General features: G+C 46.5%; 8 protein-coding genes. 6 read left to right on the top strand and 2 right to left on the bottom strand.

Features of this window, described 5'->3' with window-relative positions; all coding sequences use genetic code 11:
• Positions 1–263 precede the first annotated feature (263 nt).
• The gene (locus ACFQ0N_RS30720) at positions 264–752 is read left to right on the top strand and encodes a hypothetical protein (protein ID WP_379333696.1); all 489 of its coding nucleotides are present in this window, start codon (positions 264–266) and stop codon (positions 750–752) included.
• 105 nt (positions 753–857) lie between these two features.
• On the opposite strand, the gene ACFQ0N_RS30715 is transcribed toward ACFQ0N_RS30720, so the two are convergent.
• Positions 858–1,610: a cysteine hydrolase family protein gene (locus tag ACFQ0N_RS30715; RefSeq protein WP_379333694.1), complete on the bottom strand. Its 753-nt coding sequence runs from the start codon at positions 1,608–1,610 to the stop codon at positions 858–860.
• Positions 1,611–2,062: 452 nt separating this feature from the next.
• Positions 2,063–2,707 (bottom strand): GntR family transcriptional regulator, encoded by a 645-nt coding sequence (locus ACFQ0N_RS30710; RefSeq protein WP_379333692.1) that lies wholly within the window; start codon positions 2,705–2,707, stop codon positions 2,063–2,065.
• Between the two features lie 173 nt (positions 2,708–2,880).
• Between ACFQ0N_RS30710 and ACFQ0N_RS30705 the strand changes: the two genes are divergently transcribed.
• From ACFQ0N_RS30705 to ACFQ0N_RS30685, 5 genes are read left to right on the top strand one after another with little or no spacing between them, the layout of a single operon-like run.
• A complete protein-coding gene (locus ACFQ0N_RS30705; RefSeq protein ID WP_379333690.1) occupies positions 2,881–3,780 on the top strand; it encodes a phosphate/phosphite/phosphonate ABC transporter substrate-binding protein in 900 nt (299 codons plus the stop codon).
• Between the two features lie 34 nt (positions 3,781–3,814).
• Positions 3,815–4,597: a phosphonate ABC transporter, permease protein PhnE gene (gene phnE, locus ACFQ0N_RS30700; protein ID WP_379333688.1), complete on the top strand. Its 783-nt coding sequence runs from the start codon at positions 3,815–3,817 to the stop codon at positions 4,595–4,597.
• Entirely contained in the window at positions 4,594–5,391 is a 798-nt protein-coding gene (locus ACFQ0N_RS30695; protein WP_379333686.1) for a PhnE/PtxC family ABC transporter permease, read from the top strand. Before phnE ends, ACFQ0N_RS30695 begins: the two co-directional genes overlap by 4 nt.
• A gap of 20 nt (positions 5,392–5,411) precedes the next feature.
• Positions 5,412–6,203, top strand: a complete 792-nt coding sequence (gene phnC / locus ACFQ0N_RS30690) for a phosphonate ABC transporter ATP-binding protein (RefSeq protein ID WP_379333684.1) — start codon at positions 5,412–5,414, stop codon at positions 6,201–6,203.
• Positions 6,204–6,235: 32 nt separating this feature from the next.
• Positions 6,236–7,000 (top strand): tyrosine-protein phosphatase, encoded by a 765-nt coding sequence (locus ACFQ0N_RS30685; protein WP_379333682.1) that lies wholly within the window; start codon positions 6,236–6,238, stop codon positions 6,998–7,000.
• Positions 7,001–7,031 lie beyond the last annotated feature (31 nt).

Raw genomic sequence — 7,031 nt, 5'->3', positions numbered from 1 at the left:
AGCCGTTGTGCAGGGCTAGATACCTTGCATAAGGCACCTGACTGTGCTGAATACCTAACCGAGAAGTTCTATCCGTCACACCAAAGACGTTCAACATGGACGGAACTGAACCCCGGAGTTTGTTCGGATACAGAAGCGAGCGTACGAGCCTATTCTGTGATCATGAAACAAATTCCTAAGGTAACGGTAACTGAACCTGCTTCACGCTAATGAGGCGAATAAGGGGAATCCCCCGCCTCTAAGCAAAGTGTAGGCGGGGGAGGATGTCAAGGGTTGGGAATTTTGATGGCAAGTCTTTGGATCAGGGAAATAGCAGCGGGGTGCTGGAAGACATTAAAGGAACCGTCAAAATTGCAGTAGATGAAGGTGATAAGCGTCAACAGCCGGAAGGGCAAACGTCCAAAGCCTTGAAAGCGCCAGTGGAAGCAGGCCGCATTACAACCAAGGATGGCCAAAACTTATCCATTACGTTACGAGGAAAAGGATACAACAATTTTGCACAGCTGTCGTTCCAAAAAGGCGAGACGTTCACCCTTGCGGTGACCAGCAAAGAAGAAGGAGAACTCGAGATAGGACTCCTCTCGATCTCAACGGAACAAGAGTACGGCGAATTTGTCAAGACAGGAACAGGTAAAGTGAGTATCACGATTCCCGAAGACGGGGAATACCGTATCTATGTTCGTAATCATGCTACGGATACCGCTGATTTTCAACTTCGGCTCAGCAAGGCGATCGAGGGGCCTATCGCATAGTGCGGTAACAGGCAAAGAATTAAATTCCGATGTTGATGATGAAATAGGTGAGGGGGACATGTGGAACCGGTTGGGATTTAAAAAACGATCATCGTGTTTATACTTTCAAACTGAATGATGCTCTTCCCTTTGAATGGATTTTTTCATTTTATCTATAGTCTCATTTGTAGACCATGAAGCACTTGCAATCATTCGAAAATTTATCTTTGCGGCTTTATCCCCATCCAAGTCGTTCGTTTTTGCAGAAGCTGTGGCATCGTGAACAACTGCCACTTCAAATCCTTGTTCTATTAGTTCACGCATATGAGATTCAACGCACAGGTTCCCAGACATACCTGCAAGAATGACGCGGGAAATTCCCTGTTTTCTCAACTGCAAAGCCAAGTCATTGGCTTCGGGTCCGAAGATTTTATGCGGACTTGTGATGACGGTTTGACCATCCTCAATATATGGCTTAAATCTATCCAGAAAGTCGGCACCAGAACCTTTAAAGCCTTCAAGCGACAATGGACTTTTTCGTTGATACATCTTGAGATCGTGCATCACATGCTCTAAAACTCCCCCAAACATCCATTTCTGGTCATAGGGATAATACCAATGTGGGGACACAAACACTTTAAACGTATTTTCCTTTGCGGTTTTTAATAATAATTCTAAGTTCTCAATCGTATGATTTTCAGCAACGCTTTCTTTAACTAAATTCCATGCTACACCTGTTGGGCTTAAAAAGTCATTTTGCGGATCTGTGATGACTAAAGCGGTATTGTTTCGATCCACCTTCATTCCCGGAGCAGGAAGTGGTGTGGTTTGTGCTGCTAATACATTTCGATGAAAATCATTGTAAAATTGAGGTGCCATTTGTTGCTCCGGGTTTATGTGGTGAGATGTTCCTACGTAATGTGTGTAGGGTTGTCGAGGGGTAATCGGATAAAATGTTAAAGGTTGGCGAAATAAGCAAGGATTAAAAAAAGGACTTCCATAACCTCCGTGCCCAAAACCTCCGAAATTTCCGTGAAAGCACATATTTGTTATCCTCCGTCTATGATGATATACACTGATCATGTAGTGTATGGGCATCGGTCATAAAAAGTTCTAGGTGGGGATGTTTTGCACCCCACTATTTTTTTTAACTTCTATTTAGATCCATGAAAAAAGTTTCCTGTTAAATCCGCAACACATTCAAAATCTAAGAAAACATGAGCATTTGAGGGAGTTTAGCGAGTGGTACAACGCATCCTTCTTGTGATCGGAATTATTCTACTAAATATGCTTCAGGAGCGCCTTATTCATGCGTGGCAGCAGTATGAGGGTTATATCTTCATCAAGTTAATTTCAATTAAACGTTTCTTGCCGAGAATGAGCATCTGATCCATGATTTCCCCGATTTCTTCATATTCACCGTCGATTAGATGATCCAATATAGTCCGGCTGATCTTGCTCGCGGAGAAATGCGGAATATGCGGCGTCTTCTTATAGGCAACAATTGAGAATCGCAGCATCTTGTCCTGCAGGGTATCAAACATCTGAAGCACAACAGAATTGTGCGAAGCGGCAATCAGGCAACGATTAAACTGATGAAAATGCTGAAGATAGCTGAGATAATCGCCCCGTTCCTTTGCCTCGATTTGTCCTTCCAGATGCGCCTGCATCGCGGCGAGATCCGGCTTCTCCCCCATCTCGATGATTGCCCTCAGCCCCATCCGCTGAAAAGCATGCTGAACCTCCATCATATCGAGTATTTCCTTTAAAGATACTTCTTTTACAAAGATCCCCCGATTCTGAATCGCGCTCACATAACCCTGTGACTCCAACTGCGACATCGCGGACCGCACCGGCGTTCGGCTCATACCTAGCTGTTCGGCGAGTTCTACTTCAGAGAGCATCGTGCCAGGCATGAATTCTCCCTGCAAAATCTGTTCTCTTATATAGGTATATGCCTTCTGAATAAGTGACATGGGAAGCATCCTTTCCTGTTCTGTCCCTATTTTAGACTACTTATTTGGCGTCTACAATACCTCAACAATTTTTTAACACAATAATGGACAATCGCTAACGATCCGATAATAAAACTCACGTATTATACAACCTGTATACAGGTTATTGTCCATTATAGGGAGGAAAGAGAAAAATGAAAAAAGCTTTACTAATCATGACCTTGTTTGTAGTTGCACTCACGATGCTAGCCGGTTGTTCAAGCAACAAAGAAGGCGCGCCGAAAAAATTCGTCATCGCGTACCTGCCAGGTGAAAACAGTGACACGGCGATTAAGCTGAACAAAGACTTTGAAACAAAATTGTCCGAGAAGCTTGGCATTCGCGTTGAATCGTATAAAGCTACAAGCTACAACGCTGCAATCGAAGCGATGAAAAATGGTAAAGCCGATTATGCTCTCTTTGGTCCATTCTCTTATATCGTAGCGGTTGACCGCGCGAACGTTGAGCCAGTTGCAGAGATTTCCATTCCTGCGATGGCGAACCAACCAGCTTCTGTCATTCTTGTAAAAAAAGATTCCCCAATTCAGACGCTGGCTGAATTGAAAGGTAAAACATTCGGCTTCGTTGATCCGGTATCAACAACAGGCCATCTACTGCCGAAATCTATCCTTGCTGACGAGCTGGGCCTTACTCCTGAGGAACTTGAAAAAGGATTCTTCAAAGATGTCCAATTCGCAGGCGGACACGACAAAGCGGTTCTCGGCTTGCTTCGCGGACAATATGACGCAATTGGCACATCAGCCATGATGCCAGCTATGTTGGAAGTAAAAGGCATTATCGAGAAAGATTCCTACCGTATTATCGGACAATCGCAGGCGCTTCCAGGCACAGCGATCGGTATCCGTAAAGACCTTCCGGAAGATTTTAAAGCATCGGTGAAAGAGTTCTTACTCTCTTATGACAACCCGGAATACCTCGAGGGTATCGTAGGTTCGAAAGACGCGAAGTTCATTGAAGCCAAAGACAGCGACTTCGACGGTCTGCGTGATATTGCAAAAAAATTGAACCTTAGCCCTGATGATCTGTTGAAATAATCCCGCACAGTATTAATGAAGGAGGCTTGTCTTCGTGCAAACTGCAGCTGCGGTAAAGCAAAAAAAGCTTAAGAGAAATGTTTCGCTTGCTTTTTTTGCAGCCGCTGTCGTTTTCTCACTCTGGTATATCAATTTCAGTATCACGGAGTTTATTGGCGGTATTCCGATTTTCCTACACTTCTTGTTTACCGACTTCCTGCCGCCTAAAGGATCGGACTTACCGACATACTTTGGACCTGTTCTGGATACACTCGCTTACGGTGTAGTGGCAACCGTGCTGGCATCGGTCATCGGACTGGTGTTTGGCTTCCTGATGGCTCGTCAAACTACCCCTCATCCTGTTATTCGAACGATTATACGCGGCTTCATCTCCTTGCTCCGCAATATTCCGTTCCTTTTATGGGCATCGATTCTCGTCGTTATTTTCGGAGTCGGCAGCATGCCGGGCATCTTCTCCCTGATCCTGTTCGGCAGCGGCTTCCTTGCCCGTGTCTATGCGGAAGCGATTGAGGAGATCGACAGCCATGCGACCGAAGCTCTTGATGCAATGGGGGCAGGCTACCTGCAAAAAATCAAGCATGCCATTATTCCGCAATTTGTTCCCGGGTACATCTCCTGGACGCTGTTTATGTTTGAGCTCAGCATCCGGGCCTCCGCGATCCTCGGCCTTGTTGGTGCCGGAGGCATCGGTTCCCAGATCAAATTGACGATGGATTTGTTCCAATACAACCGGACCTCAACCGTGATTTGTATTCTGATCGTCATGATTCTGGTCATTGAGTTTATGACGAAACGGATAAGGGAGCGATTAATTTGAGTAAAATCCGGATTGGCCATAAATCGACACAACGCCAGCAGCGCTGGTTCATCGGCATCATGGCGCTACTCTTCATACCTTGCTTCTTCTATTTAAAGTTTGACCTGAATCAATTCACAGAAGGACTTCATCAGATTCCGCATATTGCGGATATGATGATGCAAATGTCCTTTACGCAATTCCCGGAGTTAATGGATGGCTTGCTTACTTCACTCATTATTGCTTTCTTAACCGTAGTCATTAGTGTCGTCATTTCGTTCTTCCTTGCTTTTGTGATTGCAACTAACACAGCGCCTGTTCCGATCCTTGCCAAACTCATTCGTGCACTCATCGTTATTATCCGGACGATTCCTGTTACGATCTGGGTATTGCTGGCGGTAGCGAGCATTGGCTTCGGTTCAATGGCCGGCGTGCTTGGACTGATATTCCCGACCGTTGCTTATTTGACCCGCGTCTTCTCGGACCAGATCGACGAAGCCGGCAAAGACATCATCGAAGCAGTCAAGGCTGTCGGCGGCGGCTGGTGGAACCTCATGTTCAATGGCGTAACACCCCAGCTCATGACCGCATTCCTTGCTAGTGTTGCTTTCAACTTTGAAATTACCGTTGCTGAAACGGTCATACTCGGGATCGTCGGTGCGGGCGGAATTGGCGTTTTGCTGCAGGAATACATCAGCTTCTATGACTTCAAGCCACTGTCGCTTGGTATTCTCATCGTCTTCTTTACGCTATTCCTGCTAGAGATGACAACCAATATCATTCGCTTGCGCCTGTCTGGACGCAATCACAAATAAATCAAGGGAGGCCTTTTCATATGAAACCTATGCTTCAAATTCGTGGCCTGAAGAAACAATACGGCACTAGCACAGTGGCCTTGAACGGTATTGATCTTGAGGTTCACCCGAATGAATTCATCGCCGTCATTGGACCAAGCGGCGCGGGCAAATCAACACTGCTACGTTGTATCAACCGCCTGATTGATCCAACTGAAGGCTCTATTGCATTCCTTAATCAAGAGATTGTAGGAGCGAACAAAAAACAGCTTCGTCAAATCCGATCGCAGATCGGCATGATCTTCCAGCATTACAATCTGGTAGACCGGTTAAGTGTACTTGAAAATGTGCTGCATGGACGTCTCGGCCAAATGAGCGCCTTTAATGGCGTGTTCAGCCGCTACTCAGAAAGCGACAAGCTGCAAGCCATTGCGCTCTTGCAAAAGCTTGGCCTTGAGGAGCAGGTATACAAACGGGCCGATGAGCTGTCCGGCGGGCAAAAGCAGCGGGTCGGCATCTGCCGCGCGCTTGCTCAGAAGCCTTCGCTTATTCTCGCAGATGAGCCGATCGCTTCCCTTGACCCGAACTCCTCGAAAATCGTTATGGAATCCCTTTATGCCAACTGCAAGGAACAGGGTATTGCCTGTCTCGTGAACCTGCACCAGGTTGATGTTGCGAAGCAGTATGCTACCCGCATTGTCGGTATTAAGAGCGGCAGGGTGGTTTTCGACGGCAAGGCGGAAGAGCTGACCGACCGTATGACACAGCACATCTATGAAGGCAAAGAACATCAAATGTTCCAAAGTGGCTCAGCCATTGAGCAAGCTGTTTAATCTAATCCTAATTTGAAAGGTGAGACAATTAAATGACAACTCAACAATTCCAACGTATTATCCCTATGGAGAACGTCTTGAACTTCCGCGATATGGGCGGCTACAAAACAGCAGACGGACGTGTAGTAAAGCCAGGTCTGATCTACCGTTCTGCAGATCTGTCGACAATGACAGAGAAGGATATTGCGTTAGTACAAGAGCTGAAGATTACGGTGATCTTCGATTACCGCGATGATCATGAAGCGATGAAGCAGCCTGACCCGGTTATCCCTTCGGTTCAGAACATCCGTGTACCGGCGATCAACGAGCCTGGTTTGACGAATGTCGACTACGAGAAGGACCTCATGAAACATATGACGCTGGATGCGATGATGGGAATGTATGGCAAAATGCCAATTAACAATCCTTCGTTCAAACGTCTGATGCAGCTGTTCCAAGAGCAGGAAGGCGCGGCATTCCTGCACCATTGCATGGGCGGCCGCGACCGTACGGGTGTAGGCGGTGCTTTGATTCTGCTGACGCTTGGCGTAGAGCGCGAGACGATTATCGAAGATTACCTGATCTCGAACGAAACGCTCACTCCGATGTATGATCAAATGAGGGATCGCCTTAAAGCCTATATCCCGGAAGACCAAATGGATACGTACATGAATATGCTTCAGTTGCGCAGAGAGTTCCTCGAAGCGGTATTCGGGGCTATCGAATCAACATACGGCACAATCGACGCCTACCTCGAGCAGGAATTCGGCCTCGACGCCGAAAGCCGCACGAAAGTACAGAACTATTACCTCGTTTAAAACATAAGAAAGGTGTCTGCTTCTGGCAGGC

The organism is Paenibacillus sp. GCM10027626 (assembly GCF_042676285.1).
Lineage (GTDB): Bacteria > Bacillota > Bacilli > Paenibacillales > Paenibacillaceae > Paenibacillus_Z.
Note: the sequence above shows the minus strand (reverse complement) of the source record. Positions and strands in the feature narration are given on the sequence as shown.